Origin of the sequence: Lelliottia sp. AC1 (assembly GCF_023278595.1) — a bacterium.
Classification (GTDB): domain Bacteria; phylum Pseudomonadota; class Gammaproteobacteria; order Enterobacterales; family Enterobacteriaceae; genus Enterobacter; species Enterobacter nimipressuralis.
This window is the reverse complement of the sequence record NZ_CP025699.1, coordinates 469,050-493,645: the sequence shown is the minus strand read 5'-3', so window position 1 is coordinate 493,645 and position 24,596 is coordinate 469,050. Positions and strand designations below refer to the sequence as shown.

Sequence of the window (24,596 nt, the reverse complement as noted above, 5' to 3'; positions counted from 1 at the left end):
CCGTTATCCCTTCATTCAGCTGGCTAAGCGAGCCAGCAAGGAACAGCCTGATGAGGAAACTGCACTGATGCGTGCCTCACGCCCTTGCGCCTGGTAATCTAAGTGAATTTCGACATCCGGGTCAGGCAACACACCCGCACCTTGTTGCGGCCACTCCACCAGGCAAATGGCATCGTTGGCGAAATAGTCACGGATACCCATAAATTCCAGCTCCTCTGGGTCCGCAAGACGGTAAAGATCAAAGTGATATACCATCAGATTGTCGAGCGTATAGGGTTCGACCAGGGTATAGGTCGGACTTTTCACATTCCCTTTGTGGCCTAGCGCCTGTAAAAAACCCCGGCTGAAGGTGGTTTTACCCGCGCCCAAATCACCGTACAGATAGATGACGGTGGCACCGTCACAGGCCAGTGCCAGGCGCTTGCCGAAATCCAAAGTTGCCTGCTCGTCGGGTAAAGCAATCACACGATTAGTCATTTTCTACGTCAGTCACATCCGGGTTAACAACACGCCGCAGCGTGTCAAAAATATCGGTGGCCAGCATGCCGCGCGTTCCATACTGCGCCGCCACTCTATCAGCAGCGGCACCGTGCGCCACGCAGCCTGCAATAGCTGCATCATAAGGGGTAAGTTTCTGTCCAAGCAACGCGCTGATAATGCCGGAGAGCACATCGCCCATTCCGCCACTTGCCATTCCCGCATTGCCCGCGTCGATAATGCCCAACGCGCCAGATTCACAGGCCACTATCGTGCCTGCCCCTTTCAGAACCGCAACACCCCCATAACGTTTTACCAGACGCTGCGCAGAAAGTAAGCGATCGCTTTCAATTTCTGCGACGCTGCAGTTAAGCAGCCGCGCGGCTTCGCCGGGGTGTGGCGTCAGGATGCGATTGTGACGTTTATCAGGATTGATTGCCAGAAGGTTCAGCGCGTCGGCATCCCACAGCATCGGTTTACGGCAATTCTCGACTTTCTGTAGCGCTTTTTTGCCCCACTCCTGTTGACCCAGCCCCGGGCCTATCGCCACCACGTCCGCCCAGGCCAGGCTCTCTTCGAGAGAGTGCGGCGTGAGTTCGCTGACCATCAGTTCAGGGCGAGCGGTAATTAACGGCGGGATGTTTTCGATGCGAGTGAGCACTCGCACCAGACCAGCGCCCGCCCGCAGAGCGGCCTCTCCGGTCATACGAATCGCCCCTGCCGTGCCGTGATCGCCACCGATAATCACCAGTTTCCCGTGATCGCCTTTGTGGGATGTCGGACGGCGCGGCGGCAGCCACTGAGCAAGCTGGGAAGCATCAAAACGGGAAAGCGACGTCTCCTGGCCCGCAAGCCAGCTATCCAGGCCGAGCGCATGATGGTGAAGCGTCCCCACCACATCGCGCGCTTTGCCGGTCAACAATCCAGGTTTAAGGGCGATAAAGGTCACGGTAGCCGTGGCGTGAATCACCGCGCCAGGCGTCGCGCCCGTTTGCGCCACCAGGCCCGAAGGAATATCCAGGGCGATTACGGGAGCGGGATGGCTGTTGGCATGTTCAATCAGTGTCGCAACGTTGTCGCGCGGAGCCTGGCTCAGCCCGGTGCCGAGCAGGCCATCAATAATCAGATCGATACCCTCTGGCCAGACGACATCCGAAGCATGGATCACGCCACCGGCGTTTACCCAGGCGTCCCGGGCTTCGCTCGCTTCTTCTGGCAACGGTTTGTCGCTCTCCAGTGCCAGCAGGGTTACATTCAGGCCAGCGGCGGCGGCCAGTCGGGCCACCACGTAGCCATCGCCGCCGTTATTGCCGTGCCCGCAAAGAATCAACCAATGAGTGGCGTGCGGATAGGCTTCACGCGCAACGCGAAACGCCGCTTCGCCCGCGCGGAGCATCAGCTCATACAGGGTAATGCCCAGGCTATCTGCCGCCTCTTTTTCAGCGCGTCGCAGGTCATCCGCAGGCCAAATGGAATGTGGTATACTTGCGGGGATTTTCTTCACCGTATGGTCCGTCATGTCACAGCCCCTCGATCTCAATCAATTAGCGCAAAACATTAAACAATGGGGCGCTGAGCTTGGCTTTCAGAAAGTCGGTATCACCGATACTGATCTTTCCGCGAGCGAGCCAAAACTGCAGGCCTGGCTGGACAAACAATACCACGGCGAAATGGAGTGGATGGCGCGTCACGGGATGATGCGCGCCCGGCCCCACGAGCTTTTACCGGGTACCCTGCGCGTCATTAGCGTTCGCATGAACTACCTCCCCGCTAACGCGGCGTTTGCCCGCACGTTGAAAGATCCCTCCCTGGGTTACGTCAGCCGATATGCGCTTGGGCGTGATTATCATAAGCTTTTGCGTAACCGCTTAAAAAAACTCGGGGAAACTATCCAGCAGCACTGCGGCTCGCTGAATTTTAGACCTTTTGTCGACTCTGCGCCTATTCTTGAGCGCCCTATCGCTGAAAAAGCCGGGCTTGGCTGGACAGGTAAGCACTCACTTATCCTCAGCCGCGACGCAGGCTCATTCTTCTTTCTCGGTGAATTGCTGATTGATTTGCCGCTGCCGGTCGACGGCCCGGTCGAAGAAGGGTGTGGTCGCTGCGTAGCGTGCATGACCATCTGCCCGACAGGAGCGATTGTCGAGCCTTACACCGTGGATGCACGCCGCTGCATCTCGTATCTCACCATCGAACTGGAAGGGGCGATCCCCGAAGAGTTCCGCCCGCTGATTGGCAATCGAATTTATGGCTGTGACGACTGTCAGCTCATCTGCCCCTGGAATCGCTACTCGCAGCTCACGGATGAAGACGATTTTAGTCCGCGTAAAGCGTTACATGCGCCGAAACTGACGGAGCTGTTTGCCTGGGACGAACCGTATTTCCTCAGGATCACCGAAGGTTCGGCAATTCGCCGTATCGGCCATCTGCGCTGGCTGAGAAATATTGCCGTTGCGCTAGGAAATGCTCCCTGGGACGAGGCCAATATTCAGGCGCTTGAAAAGCGCAGAGGTGAGCACCCACTTCTCGACGAACACATAGAATGGGCGATTGCGCAGCAAATTGAGAAGCGAAACGCCTGTGTAGTCGAGGTGCAATTACCTCAGAAAAAACGTCTGGTGAGAGTGATCGAAAAGGGGCTTGTGCGCGACGCCTGAACTATTCACAGCCTGTGAATAAAATCATGAAGTCAGCAACCATCGGGCTTTGCAGAGAGGTCAAGAGATCTCAATAACATTTTGAAATGATATTTTTAGCTTTATATTCAATTGGTTATGAATATACCGTTCACCCTGCGAAGGTTTTTGGGCTTTTAGCAAAATAGTGGGATCTGTGGATAACTCTGTTCACAAGAGTTTGTCAGAAACAAAAGAAAGCGTCCCCAACGAAGCATTTCGCTGTGGATAAACTGGGTATGAAGAAGAATTTGGAGCGGGAAACGAGACTCGAACTCGCGACCCCGACCTTGGCAAGGTCGTGCTCTACCAACTGAGCTATTCCCGCTTGGGTGGTGCGTGTCTTGCGACACTTTTCAAATTTTGGAGCGGGAAACGAGACTCGAACTCGCGACCCCGACCTTGGCAAGGTCGTGCTCTACCAACTGAGCTATTCCCGCTTGGGTGGTGCGTACATCTTGCGATACTTTTCAAATTTGGAGCGGGAAACGAGACTCGAACTCGCGACCCCGACCTTGGCAAGGTCGTGCTCTACCAACTGAGCTATTCCCGCAAAAATTTGTTGCTGTCGTAACGTGTAATTCTCTGTCGTTACGGGAGGCGCATTATACGAGAAATCCTTTTAGCTGCAACCCCCCTGAAAGCGATTTTTTTGAAATCCTGTTCAAGTGCCTAATTAATCGGCAAGCTGCACAATTTAACGGCAAAAACCCGGCTGCGCAAGCGCGCCGGGCAGCAAACTTACAACTTAATAAAGTTTTCGCGGTAATACGCCAGCTCAGCCACCGACTCACGAATATCGTCCATCGCCTGATGGGTGCCCTGCTTCTTAAAGCCATCCAGAATTTCCGGTTTCCAGCGACGCGCCAGCTCTTTCAGGGTGCTGACATCCAGGTAGCGGTAATGGAAATAGGCTTCAAGCTCCGGCATGTACTTAAACAGGAAGCGGCGATCCTGGCCGATGCTGTTACCGCAGATCGGTGATTTACCGGCAGGCACCCACTGTTTCAGAAACTCAATGGTCGCCAGCTCCGCGTCGCGATCGCCCTGAGTGCTGGCTTTCACGCGCTCTACCAGTCCGCTGCCGGTATGGGTGCGCACGTTCCAGTCGTCCATCAGCGCCAGCTGTTCGTCAGACTGATGTACCGCAATGGTCGGGCCTTCCGCCAGAATGTTCAGGTTGGCATCGGTCACCAGCGTTGCGATCTCAATGATGCGATCGCGCTCGGGATCCAGACCGGTCATTTCAAGATCAATCCAAATCAGGTTGTTTTCATCCGCGCTCATGTTATTTTCCACCCTTCTCGCATAACCGGCAGTAGCAGGTTAACTAGTATTAATTAGTGTGTATCATAGAGGTTTTGCCCGATACGGGCGACCAGGAGTCAGCACGATTGAGTAAAAATAAACTCTCCAAAGGGCAACAGCGCCGTGTGAGTGCCAACCATCAGCGCCGTCTTAAGACCACTTCGGAGAAACCCGATTACGACGACAACCTGTTTGGCGAAACGACCGAAGGCATGGTGATCAGCCGTTTCGGCATGCACGCCGATGTGGAAGCCGCCGACGGTAGCGTCCACCGCTGCAACATTCGTCGCACCATCCGTTCACTGGTGACCGGTGACCGCGTGGTATGGCGTCCAGGCAAAGCGGCGTCCGAAGGTGTCAACGTAAAAGGGATCGTCGAAGCGGTTCATGAGCGCACGTCCGTTCTGACACGCCCCGACTTCTACGACGGCGTTAAACCGATCGCTGCCAACATCAATCAGATCGTGATTGTATCGGCGATCTTACCCGAGCTTTCGCTCAATATTATCGACCGCTATCTCGTGGCCTGCGAAACGCTGGACGTTGAGCCGCTGATCGTGCTCAACAAAATCGATCTGCTGGATGACGACGGTATGGCATTTGTGAACGAGCAAATGGATATCTACCGTGATATTGGCTATCGCGTACTGATGGTCTCCAGCCACAAGAAAGATGGCCTGAAACCGCTTGAAGAGGCGCTCACCGACCGCATCAGCATCTTTGCGGGCCAGTCTGGCGTGGGGAAATCCAGCCTGTTAAATAATCTTCTGGGGCTGCAGGAAGAGATCCTGACCAACGATGTGTCCGACAACTCCGGGCTGGGTCAGCACACCACCACGGCCTCGCGCCTGTACCACTTCCCACACGGCGGCGATGTCATTGACTCTCCAGGGGTGCGTGAATTTGGTTTGTGGCACCTTGAGCCGGAACAAATCTTCAATGGATTTGTCGAATTCCATGACTATTTAGGCGCTTGCAAATACCGCGACTGTAAACACGATAACGACCCTGGCTGCGCCATTCGTGAAGCGGTTGAAACCGGGAAAATTGCCGAAACCCGTTTCTACAACTATCACCGCATCCTCGAAAGCATGGACCAGGTAAAAACGCGTAAAAACTTTTCTGATTCTGATAACTGACAACTAAGCTAAGCGTCGCTAAAATCGTCCCCTTTTTTCAGGTTCCGGCGCTGTGAAGCCGGATCAGGAACGACAAAACAATGGCCTGGAGGCTACCTTGTTAAACTCATTCAAACTTTCGCTTCAATACATTCTGCCTAAACTATGGCTCACCCGCCTGGCGGGCTGGGGCGCGAGCAAACGAGCGGGCTGGCTGACTAAGCTGGTTATCGATCTGTTCGTTAAATACTACAAGGTCGACATGAAAGAGGCGCAGAAGCCGGACACCGCCAGCTACCGCACCTTCAACGATTTCTTTGTCCGCCCATTGCGTGATGACGTTCGTCCGCTGAACACCGACCCGAATGTGCTGGTGATGCCGGCAGACGGCGTGATAAGCCAGCTTGGCAAAATCGAAGAAGACAAAATCCTGCAGGCCAAAGGCCACGACTACAGCATGGAAGCCCTGCTGGCAGGTAACTACCTGATGGCAGACCTGTTCCGCAACGGCTCATTTGTCACCACCTACCTCTCGCCGCGCGACTATCACCGCGTACACATGCCGTGCAACGGTATCCTGCGTGAGATGATCTACGTGCCAGGCGATCTGTTCTCCGTGAACCATCTGACGGCGCAAAACGTCCCGAACCTGTTCGCCCGTAACGAGCGCGTCATCTGCCTGTTTGATACTGAATTCGGTCCAATGGCGCAGATTCTGGTGGGTGCTACCATTGTTGGCAGCATCGAAACCGTCTGGGCTGGCACCATCACGCCGCCACGCGAAGGTGTAATCAAACGCTGGACATGGCCGGCTGGCGAAAACGAAGGCTCGATTGCCCTGCTGAAAGGCCAGGAGATGGGTCGCTTCAAACTGGGTTCTACCGTGATCAACCTGTTCGCGCCGGGTAAAGTGAATCTGGTGGATTCTCTGCAAAGCCTGTCCGTGACCAAAATTGGTCAGCCGCTGGCTATCTCGACGGAAACCTTCGTGACACCAGAAGTTGAGCCAGCACCGCTTGCAGAAGAAGAGATTAAAGCCGAACACGACGCCAGTCCGCTGGTTGACGACAAGAACGACCAAGGCTAACCAAAGGGGTTACTGAAGTGCGCCCGATTATCATTTTTCTGATGGCCTGGTGCCTCAGTACAGGGGCGTACGCAGCGACAGCCCCTGATGCCAAACAGATCTCTCAGGAACTGGAGCAGGCAAAAGCGGCAAAACCCGCCCAGCCGGAAGCCGTTGAGCAGCTACAGGCTGCGCTGAACGCGCTTGAGGAACGTAAAGGTTCCCTCGAGCGCGCAGAGCAATATCAGCAGGTTATCGATAACTTCCCCAAACTCTCCCAAACGCTCCGCTCGCAGCTGAATAATTTACGCGATGAGCCGCGTAACGTTCCCTCGGGCATGACGACGGACGCCCTGAATCAGGAAATCCTGCAGGTCAGCAGCCAGCTGCTGGAGAAAAGCCGTCAGGCGCAGCAGGAGCAAGAGCGGGCGCGTGAAATCGCAGATTCGCTCAGCCAACTGCCCCAACAGCAAACCGATGCTCGCCGCCAGCTGAACGAAGTCGAACGTCGTATTGGCACACAGCCCGGTAATAATCCGCAAAATCTCAGCCTGCAGGCCGAATCGGCCAAACTGAAAGCCCTGGTCGATGAGCTTGAGCTGGCCCAGTTGTCTGCCAATAACCGTCAGGAACTGGCGCGAATGCGTTCCGAACTGGCGCAGAAACAGGGTCAGCAGCTCGATACCTATCTGCAAGCCCTGCGAAATCAGCTTAACAGCCAGCGTCAGCGCGAGGCAGAACGCGCGCTGGAGAGCACCGAACTGCTGGCAGAAAACAGCGAAAATCTCCCGGCGGGGATCGTAGCGCAGTTCAAGATTAACCGCGAGCTGTCCGCAGCCCTGAACCAGCAGGCCCAGCGTATGGATCTGGTGGCCTCGCAGCAGCGCCAGGCGACCAATCAGACGTTACAGGTGCGTCAGGCGTTGAACACCCTTCGCGAGCAGTCCCAGTGGCTGGGCTCATCGAATCTGCTGGGCGAAGCCTTACGCGCTCAGGTTGCGCGTCTGCCGGAGATGCCTAAGCCGCAGCAGTTGGACACGGAAATGGCGCAGCTGCGCGTCCAGCGTTTGCGTTATGAAGACCTTCTCAACAAACAGTCTCAAGTCCGTCAGCAGCATCAGGCCGATGGCGAGCCGTTGACCAGCGAAGAGAATCGCATTCTCGACGCTCAGCTGCGCACTCAGCGCGAATTGCTGAACTCTCTGCTGCAGGGCGGCGACACGCTGATTCTGGAACTGACCAAGCTGAAAGTCTCCAACAGCCAGCTGGAAGACGCGCTGAAAGAGGTGAACGAAGCCACGCACCGCTATCTGTTCTGGACCTCTGACGTGCGCCCGATGAGCATCTCCTGGCCGATTGACCTCGTGCAAGACCTGCGCCGCCTGATTTCACTGGATACCTTTGGTCAGTTGGGCAAAGCGGGCGTGATGATCCTCACCAGCAAAGAGACGATTTTCCCGCTGCTTGGCGCGCTGATTCTGGTCGGTTTTAGCATTTACTCGCGCAGGCACTTCACCCGTTTCCTGGAGCGTTCCAGCGCCCGGGTGGGGAAAGTGACGCAGGACCACTTCTGGCTCACGCTGCGCACCGTATTTTGGTCGATTCTGGTGGCGTCCCCGCTGCCGGTGCTGTGGATGACGCTGGGTTATGGCCTGCGAGAAGCCTGGCCGTATCCGCTCGCCGTAGCGATTGGCGATGGCGTGACGGCCACGGTGCCGTTGCTGTGGGTGGTGATGATTTGCGCGACCTTTGCCCGTCCGAACGGGCTGTTTATCGCCCACTTCGCCTGGCCGCGCCAGCGCGTGACGCGGGCGATGCGCTATTACCTGATGAGTATCGGGCTTATCGTGCCGCTGATTATGGCGCTCATTATGTTCGATAATCTCAACGACCGTGAGTTTTCCGGCTCCCTCGGACGTCTGTGCTTTATGCTGATCTGCGGCGCGCTGGCGATGGTAACCCTGAGCCTGAAACGAGCCGGGATTCCGCTGTATGTCGACAAAACCGGTAGTGGCGAAAACATGGTGAACCGCATGCTGTGGAACCTGCTGCTCAGCGCTCCGCTGGCGGCGATTCTTGCCGCAGCAGTCGGGTATCTGGCAACCGCCCAGGCTCTGCTTGCCCGTCTGGAAACGTCGGTGGCGATCTGGTTCCTGCTGCTGGTCGTGTATCACATTATCCGCCGCTGGATGCTGATTCAGCGTCGCCGTCTGGCGTTTGACCGCGCCAAACATCGTCGCGCCGAAATCCTCGCCCAGCGTGCGCGTGGCGAAGACGATCCGCACAGCACCAGCAGCACTGAAGGCACAACGGAAGTGGACGAGGTTGAACTGGATCTGGATGCCATCAGTACCCAGTCCCTGCGCCTGGTGCGCTCCATCCTGATGCTCATCGCTCTGCTGTCAGTGATCGTACTGTGGTCGGAGATCCACTCGGCGTTTGGCTTCCTTGAGAACATCTCTCTGTGGGATGCCACATCTACGGTGCAGGGCGTCGAAAGCCTTGAGCCGATTACGCTGGGTGCGGTGTTGATTGCGATTCTGGTGCTGATCATTACCACCCAACTGGTGCGTAACTTCCCTGCTCTGCTGGAGCTGGCGCTGTTACAGCATCTGGATCTCACCCCCGGCACCGGATATGCCATCACTACGATTACCAAATACCTGATTCTGCTGTTTGGCGGACTGGTTGGCTTCTCGATGATTGGGATTGAGTGGTCCAAACTGCAATGGCTGGTCGCGGCACTGGGTGTCGGTCTGGGCTTTGGTTTGCAGGAGATCTTCGCCAACTTCATCTCCGGCCTGATCATCCTGTTCGAAAAACCCATCCGCATTGGCGATACCGTGACGATCCGCGATCTGACCGGGAGCATCACCAAGATCAACACCCGTGCGACTACAATCAGCGACTGGGATCGCAAAGAGATCATCGTGCCGAACAAGGCGTTTATCACCGAGCAGTTTATCAACTGGTCGCTGTCCGACTCCGTCACGCGCGTGGTGCTGACCGTTCCGGCGCCATCAGATGCTAACAGCGAAGAGGTGACGCAGATTCTGTACACCGCTGCCGAGCGCTGTTCGCTGGTGATCGATAACCCGGCACCGGAAGTGTTCCTGGTCGATTTGCAGCAGGGGATTCAGATTTTCGAACTGCGTATCTACGCCGCTGAGATGGGCCACCGTATGCCGCTGCGTCATGAAATCCACCAGCTGATTCTGGCCGGGTTCCGCGAGCACGGTATTGATATGCCATTCCCACCGTTCCAGATGCGTCTGGAAACACTCGATGGGCGTAAAACGGGAAGAACGTTGACGTCTGCGGCGCGCAAGCGCCCGGCGGGAAGTTTGTAGGGTGAGTAGGGTCTGATGCACTCACCCGCCCTCTCCCTCAGGAGAAGGGCTCACATAAAAAACCCTCTCTCGAGAGGGTTTTTGCTGCTTATCTAGGCGCGATCAACCGTAAACGCAATCACATCGCCTAATTGCTCGGCACCGAGCGCCAGCATCACCAGACGATCCACACCCAGCGCTACGCCGGAGCAGTCTGGCAGACCGGCTTTTAATGCTTCCAGCAGATGGGTATCAATCGGCTGCTGCGGCAGGCCGCGCGCGGTACGCTTGCGGTTATCCTGTTCGAAGCGCTGCTGCTGTTCGCGGGCATCGGTCAGCTCGTGGAAACCATTCGCCAGTTCCATGCCTTTGTAATAGACCTCAAAACGCTCGGCGACGCGGTGATCTTCGGTGCTGATCTGCGCCAGCGACGCCTGACTTGCCGGGAAGTGATAGACAAAGGTCGGGCGGTCTTTACCAATCTGCGGCTCTACGCCAAAGGTGAACAGCAGTTGCAGCAAGGTATCGCGATCTTCTTCTGTATCCGCGACGTTGCTCAGATCCAGCTTCGCCGCCACTTCACGCAGCTGCGTTTTGTCCGCGGACAGCGGATCGATTTCCAGATGACGCTGGAAAGCCTGCTGATAAGAGAGCGTCTCAGCACCGGCGCACTCCAGCACCTGTTGCAGCAGATCGTCCACTTCGTTCATCAGACGGTACATGTCGTAATGCGGGCGATACCACTCCAGCATGGTGAACTCTGGGTTGTGGTGGCGCCCCATCTCTTCATTGCGGAAGCTGCGGCACAGCTGATACACCGGGCCACAGCCCGCCGCCAGCAGGCGCTTCATGTGATATTCCGGGCTGGTCATCAGGTACAGATTCATCCCCTGAGAGTGACCAGGACCGACAAAACGGGTTTCAAACGGGACCAGATGAATATCTGTTACCGTCGCCTGACTCATGCACGGCGTTTCCACCTCAAGTACACCACGGTCAGCAAAGAAGCGGCGAATTTCTGCCATAATTGCTGCACGTTTTAACAGGTTAGGGATGGTTGCGCTCGGCTGCCAGGTGGCCGTTTCGCTCATGGGAATTTTCTCCGGATTCAGACAAGGGCACGAAGTCTACTCGTTAGCGGGGAGAGAGACAAATTTTGCACAGTAAATTTTCTCGATTCAGCAATCCGCTAAATTCCGTGACGCAATCCATCAATTACGGTGATAAATCCCAGGACTTAACAGCAAAAAAATCGAACGCGTCAAATTTCCCCCACATCCATACGGTTATACTGTTTTACCCATAAAGGAGCAGTGGAAACGCATTCGCAACCGCCCTTACGGCAAGTGAAACCTGTCAGGTCACACGTTGCGAAAAAACAAAAATCTGGAGGAATGTCGTGCAAACTTTTCAAGCCGATCTTGTCGTTATAGGTGCTGGCGGCGCAGGATTACGGGCTGCGATTGCTGCAGCACAAGCGAATCCAACCGCTAAAATCGCACTGATTTCAAAAGTCTATCCGATGCGCAGCCACACGGTTGCCGCAGAAGGAGGGTCCGCCGCCGTAGCGCAGGATCATGACAGCTTCGAATACCATTTCCACGACACGGTTGCAGGGGGCGACTGGCTTTGCGAACAGGACGTCGTTGACTACTTTGTCCATCACTGCCCGACGGAAATGACCCAGCTGGAGCATTGGGGTTGCCCGTGGAGTCGCCGTCCGGATGGTAGCGTTAACGTGCGCCGCTTCGGCGGGATGAAGATCGAACGCACCTGGTTTGCCGCCGATAAAACCGGCTTCCACATGCTTCACACCCTGTTCCAGACCTCCCTTCAGTTCCCTCAAATTCAACGCTTCGACGAACACTTCGTCCTCGACATTCTGGTTGACGACGGTCATGCCCGTGGTCTGGTGGCGATGAACATGATGGAAGGCACGCTGATTCAGATTCGCGCCAATGCGGTAGTGATGGCGACGGGCGGTGCAGGCCGCGTCTATCGCTACAACACCAACGGCGGGATCGTCACCGGTGATGGCATGGGCATGGCGCTTAGCCACGGCATTCCGCTGCGCGACATGGAGTTCGTGCAGTATCACCCAACCGGTCTGCCGGGTTCTGGCATTCTGATGACGGAAGGCTGCCGTGGTGAAGGCGGTATTCTGGTCAACAAAGATGGCTATCGCTATCTGCAGGATTACGGCATGGGCCCGGAAACACCGCTCGGAGAGCCGAAAAACAAATACATGGAACTCGGTCCGCGCGACAAAGTTTCTCAGGCGTTCTGGCACGAATGGCGCAAAGGTAACACCATCTCCACGCCGCGCGGCGATGTGGTCTATCTCGACCTGCGCCATCTGGGCGAGAAGAAATTACTGGAGCGTCTGCCGTTCATCTGCGAACTGGCGAAAGCCTACGTTGGCGTCGACCCGGTGAAAGAACCGATTCCAGTGCGTCCAACGGCGCACTACACCATGGGCGGTATCGAAACCGATCAGCAGTGCGAAACACGCATCAAAGGGCTGTTTGCCGTCGGGGAGTGCTCTTCCGTCGGCCTGCACGGTGCCAACCGTCTCGGCTCCAACTCGCTGGCAGAACTGGTGGTGTTTGGTCGTATGGCGGGTGAGCGTGCGATGGAGCGTGCTGCTACTGCCGGTGAAGCCAACAGCGCCGCGCTGGACGCGCAGGTAGTGGATGTTGAAAAACGCCTGAAAGCGCTGGTTAACCAGGAAGGGACGGAAAACTGGGCGAAAATCCGCGACGAAATGGGGCTCTCCATGGAAGAAGGCTGCGGCATCTACCGTACGCCGGAGCTGATGCAGAAAACCGTCGATAAGCTGGCGGAACTGCAGGAGCGCTTCAAGCGCGTGCGCATTACCGATACCTCCAGCGTGTTTAACACCGACCTGCTCTACACCATCGAGCTGGGCCACGGCCTGAACGTTGCCGAATGTATGGCGCACTCGGCCCTGGCGCGTAAAGAGTCGCGCGGCGCGCATCAGCGTCTGGACGAAGGCTGCACCGAACGCGACGACGTGAATTTCCTCAAGCATACCCTCGCTTATCGCGACGCGGACGGTACCACTCGTCTGGATTACAGCGACGTGAAAATTACCACGCTGCCACCAGCAAAACGCGTGTATGGGGCAGAAGCGGAAGCAGCCGATAAGAAGGAGAAGGCGAATGGCTGAGATGCAGACGTTGAAAATTGAAGTGGTGCGCTACAACCCGGAAGTGGACGCCGCACCGCATAGCGCGTTCTACGACGTGCCTTTTGATGAGCAGACCTCCCTGCTGGATGCGCTCGGGTACATCAAAGATAACCTGGCACCCGACCTCAGCTATCGCTGGTCCTGCCGCATGGCTATCTGCGGCTCCTGCGGCATGATGGTCAACAAAGTGCCGAAACTGGCCTGTAAAACCTTCCTGCGCGAGTACACCAAGGGCATGAAGGTCGAAGCGCTGGGTAACTTCCCGATTGAACGCGATCTGGTGGTCGATATGACCCACTTTATCGAAAGTCTGGAAGCGATTAAGCCGTACATCATTGGCAACCCGCGCACGCCGGATCAGGGTCCAAACACCCAAACCCCGGCGCAGATGGCGAAATACCATCAGTTCTCCGGCTGCATCAACTGCGGTCTGTGCTACGCCGCCTGCCCGCAGTTTGGCCTGAATCCGGAGTTTATCGGCCCGGCCGCCATCACGCTGGCACACCGTTATAACGAAGACAGCCGCGACCACGGGAAGAAAGAACGTATGGCGCAGCTGAACAGCCAGAACGGCGTGTGGAGTTGCACCTTTGTGGGCTATTGCTCGGAAGTGTGTCCGAAGCATGTCGACCCGGCCGCCGCTATTCAGCAGGGTAAAGTGGAAAGCTCGAAAGACTTTCTTATCGCCACCCTGAAACCACGCTAAGGAGTGCATGATGACGACTAAACGCAAAGCCTACGTGCGGCCAATGCCAGCCACCTGGTGGAAGAAACTGCCGTTTTATCGCTTCTATATGCTGCGTGAAGGCACGGCGGTTCCCGCGGTCTGGTTCAGCCTTGAACTGATGTACGGCCTTTTCGCGCTGAAGCACGGCCCGGAAACCTGGGCCAGTTTTGTGGGCTTCCTGCAAAACCCGATCGTGGTGATCCTGAACCTGATCGTGCTCGCCGCCGCGCTGCTGCATACGAAAACCTGGTTTGAGCTGGCGCCGAAAGCAGCAAACATCATCGTGAAAGGCGAGAAAATGGGACCGGAGCCTGTCATTAAAGGGCTTTGGGCGGTGACTGCAGTGGTGACTGTGGTCGTTCTGTTTGTGGCACTGTTCTGGTAAGGAGGCCTGAGTGATTAATCCCAATCCAAAACGCTCTGACGAGCCGGTATTCTGGGGCCTGTTCGGTGCAGGCGGCATGTGGAGCGCCATCGTCGCACCGGTCATCATCCTGCTGGTAGCAATCTTGCTGCCGCTGGGGCTGTTCCCTGGCGATGCGCTGGGCTACGACCGCGTGTTTGCGTTCGCCAGCAGCTTTATTGGCCGCGTGTTTATCTTCCTGATGATTGTTCTGCCGCTCTGGCTGGGGCTGCATCGCATCCACCACGCCATGCATGACCTGAAAATCCACGTGCCTAACGGCAAGTGGGTGTTCTACGGTCTGGCAACCATTCTGACGGTTGTCACCCTGGTTGCTATCGTCACAATTTGATATTGTGCGTCTTCATCCGGCCCGCCCTTCCGGCGGGCTTTTTTATGGAAGATGCTCAGATGAAAAAATCACTTTGCTGTGCGTTACTGCTCAGCGCGTCATTCTCAACGCTCGCGGCCCCCGTGACAGACAAACAGCTGGCCGATATCGTTAACCGCACCATTGCCCCGCTCATGCAGGAGCAGGCTATCCCAGGGATGGCGGTCGCGGTGATTTACCAGGGCAAACCTCACTTCTTCACTTGGGGTAAAGCCGATATAGAAGCTAACCGCCCCGTCACTCAGCAAACCTTGTTTGAACTGGGTTCCGTGAGCAAAACCTTCACCGGTGTGCTGGGCGGCGACGCCATCGCGCGCGGCGAAATTCGCCTGAGCGATCCTGTGACAAAATACTGGCCTGAGCTGACGGGTAAGCAGTGGCAGCACATTAACCTGCTTCATCTGGCGACCTACACGGCGGGTGGTTTGCCGTTGCAGGTGCCTGATGAAGTAACCGATCGGGCTGCCTTGCTGAAGTTCTATCAAGACTGGCAGCCACAGTGGGCGCCCGGCGAAAAGCGTCTTTACGCGAACGCCAGCATTGGCCTGTTTGGTTCGCTTGCGGTCAAACCTTCCGGTATGAGCTTTGAACAGGCCATGACCACGCGCGTACTCCAGCCGCTGAAACTCAATCACACCTGGCTGACCGTACCTGAGAGCGAACAGCAGCATTACGCCTGGGGCTATCGCGACGGCAAAGCAGTTCACGTTTCGCCGGGCCAGTTGGATGCAGAAGCCTACGGCGTTAAAACCACGATTGAGGATATGGCGAGTTGGGTGCAGGCCAACATGAATCCGGCAACCGTAAGCGATCAAAAACTGCAGCAGGGCATTACGCTTGCTCAATCGCGCTACTGGCAGATCGGTGAGATGTATCAGGGCTTAGGCTGGGAAATGCTGAACTGGCCGGTGAAGGCAAAAACGGTGGTGGCCGGCAGCGATAATAAAGTGGCGCTGGCGCCGGCCACTGCGGTGGAAATTAATCCGCCTGCGCCTGCCGTGAAAGCATCATGGGTACATAAAACCGGATCTACCGGCGGATTTGGCAGCTACGTGGCCTTTATTCCGGAAAAAGATCTCGGCATCGTGATGCTGGCGAATAAAAGCTATCCCAACCCGGCTCGTGTAGATGCCGCGTTCCGTATTCTGGACGCGCTCCAGTAACCTTTTGTCCCGCATTTTCCTTGCTGTCATCTACACTTAACAAAAAAACAGCAAGGAAACTTCTATGCGCATTTTGCCTGTTATCGCCGCGGTGACAGCCGCGTTTTTAGTTGTGGCCTGTAGTTCCCCTACCCCGCCGAATGGCGTCACCGTAGTGAATAACTTTGATGCACAGCGTTATCTCGGTACCTGGTATGAAATCGCCCGCCTCGATCACCGCTTTGAGCGCGGGCTACAGCGCGTCACCGCAACCTACAGCACCATGGATGACGGTGGCATTCAGGTCATTAATAAGGGATATAATCCAGAGCGTGGAATGTGGCAGCAGACGATCGGCAAAGCCTACTTTACCGGCGACCCGAGCAGAGCCGCGCTGAAAGTGTCGTTCTTTGGTCCGTTCTACGGCGGGTATAACGTGATTGCGCTGGATCGGGAATATCGCCATGCGCTGGTCTGCGGGCCGGATCGCGACTATCTGTGGATACTCTCACGCACACCGACCATTTCTGACGAAATGAAAAAGCAAATGCTCGATGTCGCGACCCGACAAGGGTTTGATGTGTCGAAATTAATCTGGGTTGAACAGCCGCATTAATGGGTGCTGAGTTTAAGCCCAATAATCCCCGCGACGATTAACGCGAGGCTGGCGATACGCGCCGGACTCGCGGATTCCCCCAACAGCAGAATGCCGGTAATTGCCGCACCGACTGCGCCAATCCCCGTCCACACGGCATAGGCTGTCCCCACGGGCAGCGTGCGCATCGCCCAGGAGAGCAGTGCAATACTGACAATCATCGCGGTGACGGTAATGATGCTGGGCGTGAGGCGCGTAAAACCGTGGGTGTATTTCAGGCCAATGGCCCACACCACTTCCAGCAAACCGGCGATCAAAAGAATTATCCAGGACATATCAGGCTCCTTAACTTAAATAACAGTCTGGGGCCGTCCCCGGTGAGAGAAGCGCTTGCAGGTCGTCCCGCAAGGCTGAGTTGAGAGGCCTATTCTGCGCAAGATGTGATTTTTTTTCAATCTGTTTGCTGAATGTAAGTAAAAGCCTGAAATAGCCTCAGTATGCAACGGAGTTCCATCATTTATCACTCATCGGACTTCCCTATGATGGTGTGCTTTCTGATGGCAGAAAGCCGAACCCGTTGCCTGATGCGAAAAAAAACATGTTTAAAATTCTCTTGATTGACCGTTGTCACTTCACCCGCTCAGGGTTTGCAGCATGGCTCAATCATTCAGGTCTGTTCCCCGGCTCTTTTATGGTCACCGGCGTTAACAACCTGTTCCTTGCCCGGGAGCATATCCTGCAATGGAACCCTACGCTGATTATTGCTGACTTAAATAGTTTTACTCAGGATATGGGTGATATCCAGCAACTCTCCTCGCTGCTCATTGCCAGCGAGACGCGGCCTTTTATTTTGCTGCAATCCAGCGAAAAAACGGACATGTCGCAATATATAAAACAGTTCCCGCTGTGGGCCTCGCTGTGTAAAAACACGCCGCTCTACACGCTGGCGACGGTGATTAATGACGCCCTGAGTTCCTGTGCCAGCTATGAGATACCGCAAATTGCGACGCCGCTCCTGACCCGCCAGGAAGAGAAAGTATTAGCACTGTGGATGGAAGGCGCGAGCAATCAGAAAATTGCCGGTAAGCTGAGTATTAACAGTAAGACGGTCTACACCTACAAACGGAACATCCGTATGAAGCTGCATATGGATACGCGGTTTTCACCGTTTTTGACACTTCAGGACGTTGCAAGCTGACGGTACGGTGGCAGTTCCGTACCGTCCGTTAACACCGCTATTAATTCTGTGCTTTTGTTGCTGCACCAGAAATAGCGTTACCGCCGCTTTGGATATCTTCACCCACGCCACGCGTGGTGTTGCATGCGGTTAATACTGAGGAAAGCACCAGTACAGAAAAGATCGCTGCAATTGTTTTCTTAACCATAATATATCTTCCTTTTATAGCCAATGTTATTTGTGTATAGCCACTTAAGGATAGACAAAATCCCGCCGGTCGACGGAAAAGGACGTATTTTTTCGGAGTTTTAGAAGTGATTAGCTGGCCGCGTGGGAAATAACATGGCCCAGATCTTTAATATCCTCGCCGACACCACGTGCGGTGTTGCACCCGGAAAGGATCGCGCTGGAGAGCACCAGCATCAGCAGAATTTTAACGGTACGTTTCATCATCCCTGCCTGAATCAATCAGGCGCAGCAGACGCTGCGCCTCAATCATTTACATGAATTACTTCACGCGGGATACGTATTCGCCAGAGCGAGTATCCACTTTGATCACTTCGCCAATCTGAACGAACAGTGGAACTTTAACCACTGCGCCAGTGGACAGCGTTGCTGGCTTGCCGCCAGTCCCTGCGGTATCACCTTTCAGGCCTGGATCGGTTTCAATGATTTCCAGCTCAACGAAGTTAGGCGGAGTCACGCTGATAGGCTGACCGTTCCACAGGGTCACGATACATTCAGCCTGATCCAGCAGCCATTTCGCATTGTCACCAACGGCTTTCTCGTCAGCAGCCAACTGCTCGAAAGTTTCGTTGTTCATGAAGTGATAGAACTCGCCGTCGTTGTACAGGAAGGTCAGGTTCATATCGACCACGTCAGCGCCTTCAGCGGAGTCGGTGGATTTGAAGGTTTTCTCAACACGGGTACCGGTCAGCAGGCGACGCAGCTTAACGCGCGCAAATGCCTGGCCTTTACCTGGTTTAACGAATTCGCTGGCTTCAACCGCATACGGTTCGCCGTCCATCATGATTTTAAGACCAGCACGAAAATCGTTGCTATAGTAAGTCGCCATAAGGCCCTCTGAAAATTGTTAACTGGTAGCTAAGCCACAAAATGGCGCATATTGTAACCCTAAATACCCCGTCCAGAGAAGATTGGTTATCGCAACTTGCCGATGTAATCACCAGTCCTGATGAACTGCTGCGTCTATTGAATATAGACACGGATGAAAATTTGCTCGCCGGTCGTGAAGCAAAACGCCTCTTTGCCCTGCGCGTGCCGCGTGCGTTTGTCGCGCGTATGGAGAAAGGCAATCCCGATGATCCGCTGCTTAAACAGGTACTTACCTCGCAGGATGAGTTCGTGACAGCACCGGGCTATAGCACCGATCCGCTGGAAGAACAGAACAGCGTGGTGCCGGGCCTGCTGCATAAATACCTCAACCGCGCGCTGCTGCTGGTGAAAGGTGGCTGTGCGGTAAATTGTCGCTATTGCTTCCGTCGCCACTTCCCGTATGCCGAAAATCAAGGCAATAAACGCAACTGGCAGGTGGCACTGGACTATATTGCCGCCCATCCGGAGCTGGATGAGATCATCTTTTCCGGTGGCGATCCGCTGATGGCGAAGGATCACGAGCTGGACTGGCTGCTCACGCAACTCGAAGCGATCCCGCACATCAAACGGTTACGCATTCACAGTCGTCTGCCGATTGTGATCCCCGCGCGCATCACAGATACCCTGGTTTCGCGCTTCGAACAGTCGCGACTGCAAATCCTGCTGGTGAATCACATTAACCACGCCAACGAGATCGACGACACTTTTCGTTCGGCGATGGTTCGTCTGCGCCAGGCTGGCGTGACCTTGTTAAACCAGAGCGTGCTGTTGCGCGGCGTGAATGATAACGCACGTGCGCTCGCCGATCTGAGCAATGCGCTGTTTGATGCGTCGGTTATGCCTTATTACCTGCATGTGCTGGACCGCGTTCAGGGTGCGGCGCATTTCATGGTGAGCGATGAGGAAGCCCGGCAGATTATGCGGGAGCTGCTGACGCTGGTATCAGGCTATATGGTGCCGAAACTGGCGCGAGAAATTGGTGGTGAGCCGAGCAAAACGCCGCTGGATTTGCAGCTACGTCAGTTGTAAAAAGCGGATGGTGTAGGGTCAAAACAAAACGGCAACCGGTGTTGCCGTTTTTTTGTTTGTAGCCTCTGCGATAAACAGAGGATTCAGGTGAGGGCATCAGCCCGCACGTGACTCAGTTCGGGCACTTATAGACCTGGCCGTTCATGGAGCTAGCCGTCGGGACAAAGCTCGACAGAATGCCTTGTGACGGGCTGCTCACACCGTAAATGACGTTGCCACCCATTGCCGCCGCCTGGTTACGCAGCGCATTCGCGGCACCACGCATTGAACCGCCTTCGTCACCGTGCTGACCCGACATCCAGTTACTCTGCTCACCGGTTGCCGAACCTAACAGCTGGCACTCGCTGCCCGGCTTATCTTCCACAAAGCGAACGCCCTGACCCGCCGAGGAGAGCTCATTACTGGAGCTACAACCTGCCAGCAGCAACGCTGCCCCTACGATCCCTGCACAGACTTTAACGCGCATGTTATTCCCCGTTTGCAATAAGCTGGACAAGAGTTGTCCGTGTGTAAACCTTATACTAAAAAGATGAACAAAAGAAAAACCCCCAGACATTTCTGCCTGGGGGTTTTTCAATTCCGGGAGGGTTACGCCCAACGCATTCTGGTTACAGAATGATGCCGGGCGTAGGGCAATTACATCATGCCGCCCATTCCACCCATACCGCCCATGCCGCCTGCGCCTAAGTCAGGAGCATCGCCTTTAGGCAGGTCGGTCACCATGCATTCGGTGGTGATCATCAGACCCGCTACAGATGCCGCGTACTGCAGAGCAGAACGGGTAACTTTAGTTGGGTCCAGGATACCGAAGTCGATCATGTTGCCGTATTCTTCAGTTGCTGCGTTGTAACCGTAGTTACCTTCGCCTGCTTTCACGTTGTTCGCCACAACAGACGGCTCTTCACCGGCGTTGGACACGATCTGACGCAGTGGAGCTTCCATTGCGCGCAGCGCAACTTTGATACCCACGTTCTGATCTTCGTTCTGAGCAGTCAGGCCAGCCAGTTTAGCGGCAACGCGAACCAGCGCAACACCACCACCCGCAACTACGCCTTCTTCTACCGCAGCACGGGTTGCGTGCAGGGCGTCATCAACGCGCGCTTTCTTCTCTTTCATTTCAACTTCGGTAGCAGCACCGACTTTGATCACTGCAACGCCGCCTGCCAGTTTCGCTACGCGCTCCTGCAGTTTTTCACGGTCGTAGTCAGAGGTCGCTTCTTCGATCTGCTTACGGATCTGAGTAACACGGCCCTGGATTGCGCCTTCGTCACCCACGCCATCGATGATGGTGGTGGTGTCTTTGTTGATCACAACGCGTTTCGCCTGACCCAGGTCTTCCAGAGTCGCTTTTTCCAGTTCCATACCGATTTCTTCAGAAATCACGGTAGCGCCGGTCAGCGTTGCGATGTCCTGCAGCATTGCTTTACGACGATCGCCGAAGCCAGGTGCTTTAACCGCAGCGACTTTCACGATGCCGCGCATGGTGTTAACCACAAGCGTTGCCAGTGCTTCGCCTTCAACATCTTCAGCGATGATAACCAGTGGTTTACCGGCTTTAGCAACGGCTTCCAGTACTGGCAGCATTTCACGGATGTTGGAGATTTTTTTGTCAGCCAGCAGGATGAATGGGCTTTCGAGTTCAACAGCGCCGGTTTCTGGCTTGTTGATGAAGTATGGGGACAGGTAGCCGCGGTCGAACTGCATACCTTCTACTACGTCCAGTTCGTCTTCCAGACCGGTACCGTCTTCAACGGTGATCACGCCTTCTTTACCGACTTTGTCCATCGCTTCAGCGATCAGTTTACCTACGGTTTCGTCGGAGTTAGCGGAGATAGTACCCACCTGCGCAATCGCTTTAGAGTCGGAGCATGGTACGGACAGGGCTTTCAGCTCTTCAACAGCGGCGATAACCGCTTTGTCGATACCGCGCTTCAGGTCCATTGGGTTCATGCCCGCAGCAACAGCTTTCAGGCCTTCAGCGATGATCGCCTGAGCCAGCACGGTCGCGGTGGTGGTACCGTCGCCTGCAGCGTCGTTCGCTTTAGAGGCAACTTCTTTCACCATCTGCGCGCCCATGTTTTCGAATTTGTCTTCCAGTTCGATTTCACGTGCAACGGAAACGCCATCTTTAGTGATGGTTGGTGCGCCGAAGGATTTATCCAGCACTACGTTACGGCCTTTCGGGCCCAGGGTCACTTTAACTGCATCTGCCAGTACGTTTACGCCGCGCAGCATTTTCACACGAGCGTCGTTACCGAATTTTACGTCTTTAGCTGCCATGTTCTTATTTCCTCAAATTCGTTCAGTATCGTTTCGCGGATTACGCTTCAACAATTGCCAGGATGTCGCTTTCGGACATGATCAACACTTCTTCATTGTCGATCTTCTCGGATTTCACGCCGTAGCCATCGTTGAAAATCACGATGTCGCCAACTTTAACGTCCAGCGGTTGCACTGTACCGTTTTCCAGGATGCGGCCCTTACCGACAGCGATGATTTCGCCACGAGTTGATTTGGCTGCTGCAGAACCGGTCAGTACGATGCCGCCTGCAGATTTGGTTTCAACTTCTTTACGCTTGACGATCACACGATCATGTAACGGACGAATACTCATTGATAGCTCTCCTTCGAGAAAGTCATTATCAGTTATGGAAGACGCCGGGCCGTAAAAGGTTTACCGACTGGTGCCCTGAGAGATGGGGGTCGGATTTTGCCCCTTCAAGGGGCAGTCGAAAAAAAATTTGTGAAAGTGTTACCATCGCCTCTCTTTTGATGGTGGCAGGACGAAGTGAATGAGTGGACTCAAACAGGAGCTGGGGCTGGCGCAGGGCGTTGGTTTGCTCTCCACCTCCTTGTTAGGTACCGGCGTTTTTGCCGTGCCCGCACTGGCGGCTCTGGTGGCAGGAAATAACAGTCTGTGGGCGTGGCCGGTGCTGATCGTGCTGGTTTTTCCGATTGCGATTGTCTTTGCGACGCTCGGCCGCCATTTCCCCAGCGCCGGTGGCGTGGCGCATTTTGTCGGCATGGCGTTTGGCCCACGGCTGGAGCGCGTCACCGGCTGGCTTTTCCTGTCGGTCATCCCTGTAGGGCTTCCTGCTGCCCTGCACATCGCCACCGGTTTTGGTCAGGCGCTGTTTGGCTGGCATGACGAACAGCTGCTGCTGGCGGAGCTGGGCACGCTGGCGATCGTCTGGTGGGTCGGATCTCGCGGCGCCAGTTCCAGCGCCAATCTGCAAACGTTGGTCGCCGTGCTGATTGTCGCGTTGATTGCGGCGATCTGGTGGGCGGGCGATATCCAGGTGAGCGCGATTCCGTTCCCGGCGATCGCTGATGTCGAGCACACACAACTTTTCGCCGCGCTTGCGGTGATGTTCTGGTGCTTTGTCGGGCTGGAGGCGTTTGCGCATCTGGCGTCAGAGTTTAAACAGCCGGAGAGAGATTTCCCGCGCGCGCTGATGATTGGCCTGCTGCTGGCGGGCACCGTTTACTGGGCCTGTACAGTGCTGGTGCTGCATTTCAATGCGTATAGCGCCGACATGGCCGCAGCCGCTTCGCTACCAGGGATTGTGGTGCAACTCTTTGGCGTCAAAGCCCTGTGGATTGCCTGCGTGATTGGTTATCTCGCCTGCTTTGCCAGCCTGAATATTTATATTCAGAGCTTCGCCCGTCTGGTGTGGTCCCAGGCGCAGTATAAGCCGGACAGCCGCCTCTCGCGCCTGTCAAAGCGCCAGTTACCCCTGAACGCGCTAAACGCGGTGCTGGGCTGTTGCGTGCTGAGCACCCTGTGTATTTATGGGCTGAATATCAATCTCGATGCGCTGATCGTCTATGCGAACGGCATTTTCATCATCATTTATCTGCTGTGCATGCTGGCAGGATGCCGGTTGCTGAAAGGACGATTTAAAGTGCTGGCGGTAGTTGGCGGCGTGTTGTGTTTGCTGCTGCTGGTGATGGTTGGCTGGAAGAGTTTGTACGCTTTGGTGATGCTGGCGGGGCTGTGGATGTTCTTGCCGAAACGAAGCGTGCTTTAAACGCCGGATAGCGCTGCGCTTTTCCGGCCTGCAAGAGATTAGGCCCGGTAAGCGAAGCGCCACCGGGCACACCTGTCAGCGGTCGTCTTTATGATCGAGGCGGTCGCGCTGATCGTCCTTGCGCTGAAACTCCCCGTCAAAGGTCTCTCCATTTCCCGGCCCAGTGCTGAAACCGCCGCCAGGCATGCGGTTAAAACGCAGATGCGGTAGCAGTCTCATGGTCAGAAGTTTTTGCACCGGTGGCAACAGCAGTAACAGGCCAAGGAAATCGGTGAAGAACCCCGGCAGAATCAGCAGCAGGCCCGCAAGAATCAGGGACACGCTTTTGATCATCTCGGCTGCCGGGCTTTCCCCCGCCGCCATCTTCTGCTGCATTAACAGGAAATTTTTGAAACCCTGATTGCGCACCAGCGACATCCCAATTACGGATGTGAAGATGACCAGGATCAGCGTCAGCAGGACACCCAGCACGTGGGCGACCTGGATAAAAATAGAAATCTCGATGTAAACATAGAGAAAAATGGCAATAAAAGGTATCCAGCGCACTGGTTTCTCCTGTGTGGCAGACGCCTCTGGCCTCTGTCTGTATGTGTTTGCGAGTCGCGTCTTTCTGAGATGGAGACGGATAGCCAAATTTCAATCGGTTTGCACGGATATTTTTTCTGGAAATATTCAAGCGGTGATTCATTTCACAGATTAATAATTATCATGAGATGAGGGCGATAATAAGTGATCCAGATTACGGCAATTCGCTATCATCAGCATATGATCTCGAGTATCTGGCTGATTGAGGGAATAATC

Annotated in this window: 25 protein-coding genes and 3 tRNA genes; 13 read left to right on the top strand and 15 right to left on the bottom strand. The window is 55.2% G+C overall.

The window, feature by feature from the left end; translation table 11 throughout:
• Positions 1-15: 15 nt before the first annotated feature.
• Positions 16-477 carry a tRNA (adenosine(37)-N6)-threonylcarbamoyltransferase complex ATPase subunit type 1 TsaE gene (gene tsaE / locus C0560_RS02355; protein WP_248859539.1) on the bottom strand — a complete coding sequence of 154 codons (462 nt, stop codon included), beginning with the start codon at positions 475-477 and terminating at the stop codon, positions 16-18.
• The gene (gene nnr, locus C0560_RS02350) at positions 470-1,996 is read right to left on the bottom strand and encodes a bifunctional ADP-dependent NAD(P)H-hydrate dehydratase/NAD(P)H-hydrate epimerase (RefSeq protein WP_248859538.1); all 1,527 of its coding nucleotides are present in this window, start codon (positions 1,994-1,996) and stop codon (positions 470-472) included. The genes tsaE and nnr overlap by 8 nt, the downstream gene beginning before the upstream one ends.
• Between nnr and queG the strand changes: the two genes are divergently transcribed.
• Positions 1,995-3,134 carry a tRNA epoxyqueuosine(34) reductase QueG gene (gene queG, locus C0560_RS02345; RefSeq protein WP_102104433.1) on the top strand — a complete coding sequence of 380 codons (1,140 nt, stop codon included), beginning with the start codon at positions 1,995-1,997 and terminating at the stop codon, positions 3,132-3,134. The genes nnr and queG overlap by 2 nt on opposite strands.
• Positions 3,135-3,404: 270 nt before the next feature.
• On the opposite strand, the gene C0560_RS02340 is transcribed toward queG, so the two are convergent.
• The 4 genes from C0560_RS02340 to orn all read right to left on the bottom strand — a co-directional run bounded on the left by C0560_RS02340 (position 3,405) and on the right by orn (position 4,439).
• Positions 3,405-3,480, bottom strand: a tRNA-Gly gene (locus tag C0560_RS02340).
• Positions 3,481-3,516: 36 nt separating this feature from the next.
• Positions 3,517-3,592 (bottom strand) — tRNA-Gly (locus C0560_RS02335).
• Between the two features lie 37 nt (positions 3,593-3,629).
• A tRNA-Gly gene (locus C0560_RS02330) sits at positions 3,630-3,705 on the bottom strand.
• A 188-nt stretch (positions 3,706-3,893) separates the two neighbouring features.
• Positions 3,894-4,439, bottom strand: coding sequence for an oligoribonuclease (orn, locus tag C0560_RS02325; RefSeq protein WP_100777902.1), 546 nt, complete (start codon positions 4,437-4,439; stop codon positions 3,894-3,896).
• A gap of 107 nt (positions 4,440-4,546) precedes the next feature.
• Between orn and rsgA the strand changes: the two genes are divergently transcribed.
• The 3 genes from rsgA to mscM all read left to right on the top strand — a co-directional run bounded on the left by rsgA (position 4,547) and on the right by mscM (position 9,994).
• A complete protein-coding gene (gene rsgA, locus C0560_RS02320; protein ID WP_248859537.1) occupies positions 4,547-5,599 on the top strand; it encodes a small ribosomal subunit biogenesis GTPase RsgA in 1,053 nt (350 codons plus the stop codon).
• Positions 5,600-5,696: 97 nt separating this feature from the next.
• The gene (gene asd / locus C0560_RS02315) at positions 5,697-6,665 is read left to right on the top strand and encodes an archaetidylserine decarboxylase (RefSeq protein WP_102104431.1); all 969 of its coding nucleotides are present in this window, start codon (positions 5,697-5,699) and stop codon (positions 6,663-6,665) included.
• Between the two features lie 17 nt (positions 6,666-6,682).
• Positions 6,683-9,994, top strand: a complete 3,312-nt coding sequence (gene mscM, locus C0560_RS02310; protein ID WP_102104430.1) for a miniconductance mechanosensitive channel MscM — start codon at positions 6,683-6,685, stop codon at positions 9,992-9,994.
• A 92-nt stretch (positions 9,995-10,086) separates the two neighbouring features.
• On the opposite strand, the gene epmA is transcribed toward mscM, so the two are convergent.
• Complete coding sequence (gene epmA / locus C0560_RS02305; RefSeq protein WP_100777906.1) at positions 10,087-11,064, bottom strand: elongation factor P--(R)-beta-lysine ligase; 978 nt, start codon at positions 11,062-11,064, stop codon at positions 10,087-10,089.
• 308 nt (positions 11,065-11,372) lie between these two features.
• Here epmA and frdA point away from each other — a divergent pair, with 308 nt between their 5' ends.
• From frdA to C0560_RS02275, 6 genes are all read left to right on the top strand, one after another.
• Positions 11,373-13,163, top strand: a complete 1,791-nt coding sequence (frdA, locus tag C0560_RS02300) for a fumarate reductase (quinol) flavoprotein subunit (RefSeq protein ID WP_248859536.1) — start codon at positions 11,373-11,375, stop codon at positions 13,161-13,163.
• Entirely contained in the window at positions 13,156-13,890 is a 735-nt protein-coding gene (locus C0560_RS02295; protein ID WP_095280467.1) for a succinate dehydrogenase/fumarate reductase iron-sulfur subunit, read from the top strand. Before frdA ends, C0560_RS02295 begins: the two co-directional genes overlap by 8 nt.
• Before the next feature lie 10 nt (positions 13,891-13,900).
• Positions 13,901-14,296, top strand: a complete 396-nt coding sequence (gene frdC / locus C0560_RS02290; protein WP_100777909.1) for a fumarate reductase subunit FrdC — start codon at positions 13,901-13,903, stop codon at positions 14,294-14,296.
• Between the two features lie 10 nt (positions 14,297-14,306).
• Positions 14,307-14,666 carry a fumarate reductase subunit FrdD gene (frdD, locus tag C0560_RS02285; protein WP_102104428.1) on the top strand — a complete coding sequence of 120 codons (360 nt, stop codon included), beginning with the start codon at positions 14,307-14,309 and terminating at the stop codon, positions 14,664-14,666.
• Between the two features lie 59 nt (positions 14,667-14,725).
• Positions 14,726-15,868, top strand: coding sequence for a CMY2/MIR/ACT/EC family class C beta-lactamase (gene ampC / locus C0560_RS02280; RefSeq protein WP_248859535.1), 1,143 nt, complete (start codon positions 14,726-14,728; stop codon positions 15,866-15,868).
• A 64-nt stretch (positions 15,869-15,932) separates the two neighbouring features.
• A complete protein-coding gene (locus tag C0560_RS02275; RefSeq protein ID WP_100777911.1) occupies positions 15,933-16,463 on the top strand; it encodes a lipocalin family protein in 531 nt (176 codons plus the stop codon).
• Here the strand turns inward: C0560_RS02275 and sugE are convergent.
• Entirely contained in the window at positions 16,460-16,777 is a 318-nt protein-coding gene (sugE, locus tag C0560_RS02270) for a quaternary ammonium compound efflux SMR transporter SugE (protein ID WP_100777912.1), read from the bottom strand. The two genes, C0560_RS02275 and sugE, sit on opposite strands and share 4 nt — an antisense overlap.
• Before the next feature lie 263 nt (positions 16,778-17,040).
• On the opposite strand from sugE, the gene C0560_RS02265 reads away from it, so the two are divergent.
• Positions 17,041-17,640 carry a LuxR C-terminal-related transcriptional regulator gene (locus tag C0560_RS02265; RefSeq protein WP_100780775.1) on the top strand — a complete coding sequence of 200 codons (600 nt, stop codon included), beginning with the start codon at positions 17,041-17,043 and terminating at the stop codon, positions 17,638-17,640.
• A gap of 40 nt (positions 17,641-17,680) precedes the next feature.
• Here the strand turns inward: C0560_RS02265 and ecnB are convergent, their stop codons facing one another.
• From ecnB to efp, 3 genes are all read right to left on the bottom strand, one after another.
• The gene (gene ecnB / locus C0560_RS02260) at positions 17,681-17,827 is read right to left on the bottom strand and encodes a lipoprotein toxin entericidin B (RefSeq protein WP_100777913.1); all 147 of its coding nucleotides are present in this window, start codon (positions 17,825-17,827) and stop codon (positions 17,681-17,683) included.
• Positions 17,828-17,937: 110 nt separating this feature from the next.
• Complete coding sequence (locus C0560_RS02255; protein WP_100777914.1) at positions 17,938-18,069, bottom strand: entericidin A/B family lipoprotein; 132 nt, start codon at positions 18,067-18,069, stop codon at positions 17,938-17,940.
• A gap of 58 nt (positions 18,070-18,127) precedes the next feature.
• Positions 18,128-18,694: an elongation factor P gene (gene efp, locus C0560_RS02250; RefSeq protein WP_095280459.1), complete on the bottom strand. Its 567-nt coding sequence runs from the start codon at positions 18,692-18,694 to the stop codon at positions 18,128-18,130.
• Positions 18,695-18,735: 41 nt separating this feature from the next.
• Here efp and epmB point away from each other — a divergent pair, with 41 nt between their 5' ends.
• Positions 18,736-19,764 carry an EF-P beta-lysylation protein EpmB gene (gene epmB / locus C0560_RS02245; protein WP_248859533.1) on the top strand — a complete coding sequence of 343 codons (1,029 nt, stop codon included), beginning with the start codon at positions 18,736-18,738 and terminating at the stop codon, positions 19,762-19,764.
• A 112-nt stretch (positions 19,765-19,876) separates the two neighbouring features.
• On the opposite strand, the gene C0560_RS02240 is transcribed toward epmB, so the two are convergent.
• From C0560_RS02240 to C0560_RS02230, 3 genes are all read right to left on the bottom strand, one after another.
• Positions 19,877-20,230, bottom strand: a complete 354-nt coding sequence (locus C0560_RS02240; protein ID WP_100777916.1) for a DUF4156 domain-containing protein — start codon at positions 20,228-20,230, stop codon at positions 19,877-19,879.
• Positions 20,231-20,400: 170 nt separating this feature from the next.
• Complete coding sequence (gene groL, locus C0560_RS02235) at positions 20,401-22,044, bottom strand: chaperonin GroEL (RefSeq protein WP_248859531.1); 1,644 nt, start codon at positions 22,042-22,044, stop codon at positions 20,401-20,403.
• Between the two features lie 40 nt (positions 22,045-22,084).
• Complete coding sequence (locus C0560_RS02230) at positions 22,085-22,378, bottom strand: co-chaperone GroES (RefSeq protein ID WP_003855929.1); 294 nt, start codon at positions 22,376-22,378, stop codon at positions 22,085-22,087.
• 178 nt (positions 22,379-22,556) lie between these two features.
• Between C0560_RS02230 and yjeH the strand changes: the two genes are divergently transcribed.
• Positions 22,557-23,795: an L-methionine/branched-chain amino acid transporter gene (yjeH, locus tag C0560_RS02225; RefSeq protein WP_181827204.1), complete on the top strand. Its 1,239-nt coding sequence runs from the start codon at positions 22,557-22,559 to the stop codon at positions 23,793-23,795.
• A gap of 75 nt (positions 23,796-23,870) precedes the next feature.
• On the opposite strand, the gene C0560_RS02220 is transcribed toward yjeH, so the two are convergent.
• Positions 23,871-24,341, bottom strand: a complete 471-nt coding sequence (locus tag C0560_RS02220; RefSeq protein ID WP_100777919.1) for an FxsA family protein — start codon at positions 24,339-24,341, stop codon at positions 23,871-23,873.
• Between the last annotated feature and the right edge of the window lie 255 nt (positions 24,342-24,596).